This window comes from Saccharopolyspora sp. NPDC045839, from assembly GCF_056431645.1.
On the sequence record NZ_JBWKKH010000076.1, the window covers coordinates 1 to 1,558 of the forward strand.

At 66.7% G+C, this 1,558-nt stretch carries 1 protein-coding gene; it reads right to left on the reverse strand.

Annotated features, from left to right (window positions below; genetic code table 11):
- Positions 1–10: 10 nt before the first annotated feature.
- Positions 11–1,447 carry an NF041680 family putative transposase gene (locus tag AC07EQ_RS43350; RefSeq protein WP_478393611.1) on the reverse strand — a complete coding sequence of 479 codons (1,437 nt, stop codon included), beginning with the start codon at positions 1,445–1,447 and terminating at the stop codon, positions 11–13.
- Positions 1,448–1,558 lie beyond the last annotated feature (111 nt).

Sequence of the window (1,558 nt, forward strand, 5' to 3'; positions counted from 1 at the left end):
AGCTTGTTGTTTAACCTGTCGGTTTTCGGCTTGCGGTGAGACTGAGTGCTCTTTTGGTGCTCTTGCCGACGTTGTGGCGTTGCGCGGGCCTGTGGTTGCGGGAGCCGGGTGGGCGTCCGGGGCCGGGTCTGCTGGGTTTCGGAGCGCTGGCGGGCAGGGCGGTGTTCACGCGGATGTTCCGGAACCCGCGCCGGACCCGGGCGGGGGTGAGTTTGTGCGGGACTGTGCGGCGTTCCCATGGCTTGCGCAGATCCTCTGCTAGTGGGCGGGCAAGCCGGAGCTGGGTATGTGCGGTGATGATCAGCCAGGTCCAGCGGTCCGCCGCTTCGGGCGTGCGGATTTTCGGGCGGGTCCAGCCCAGAACCTGTTTGAACAGCCGGAAGGTGTGCTCGAGGTCGAACCGGCGCAGGAACGCCTGCCACCAGCGGTCGATATCGGCGGGTGCGGCGTCGGTGGCTGAGCACCATAACCAGACCGGTTTGGGGTCGCGGTCACCCGGCAAGTGATCGACCTGCAGGCGGATCAGAGTGCCTTCGATGATGGGCAGTTCGCCTGAGTGCTCCAGCCAGCAAGTGCGGTGGGTGAGCCGAGGGTGCAGGCGGTTCCAGCTGGAGGCGATCGCAGTGCCGTAGCGCGTGGTCTGGGTGTTGGTGGTGTGCTGCGGCGCCGGCCAGGACTGTGGCCGGGCCAGGGCGAACTCATCGCCGTGCTTGGGTGGCCGGCCGTTGGCTCCCGCCGCCCGGGGCGGTGCGGGCAGCCGCAGCACGCGATCGCTGCGCAGCCGCCCGAGCAGGATCACTGGCAGGTCGGCCAGCACGAACGCCAATCGCGTGATGTCGTATCCGGTGTCGGCCACGATCAGGATTTCCTGGTCGCCCGGGTTCCACTGCCGCGCCATGATCAGCCGTTCCACGACCGCGCGTAATTGCCCGGCGGTGACCGCGGTCGCATCGTCGGCCGGTCCCAGGCGGATCGCATCGAGCACCGCGGTCCAGCTGGTGCGGCCGGTCTCCAACGCGGCAACAATCGAGTAAGGCCAGCCAGGAATGAGCTGGGCTTGGTTCCTGGCCCGCCCGTAGACGTGGCAGAACAATCGTTGCGCTGAGGTGGCCGCGTCCGGGCGCAGCCACGGACTGACATCGACGGCCAGCACGATCCGCCCATCCGCCGCACGGGGAAGTGGCGATCCCGCCAGCGCTGCCCGCAGCCGGTCTACCTCGACGCGGCCGTGGTTGACCGCGTCGTACAAGGCGCCGTGCCCACGTCGATGCTCGGCGGCCAACGACAACTCGGCCAGGCTGGTTACTGGCCCGTCGCTGCATAACACCGCATCGGTCAGCTCGAACAACACGTCCGCCCGCCTGGTCAGACACTCGTAGAACTGCTCACGGAACCGGGACAGCGCCCCGAGCGCACCGGCCTCGCCGGTGTCGTGCACACTGATCATCGAAGCCCTTGGTTGTGATCTTCCTTCTGTCGCAAGAGGAATGATCAACCAAGGGCTTCATTCATGATCAACTGGGGTCACATCACGCTGCTACCGGTTAAACAACAAGCT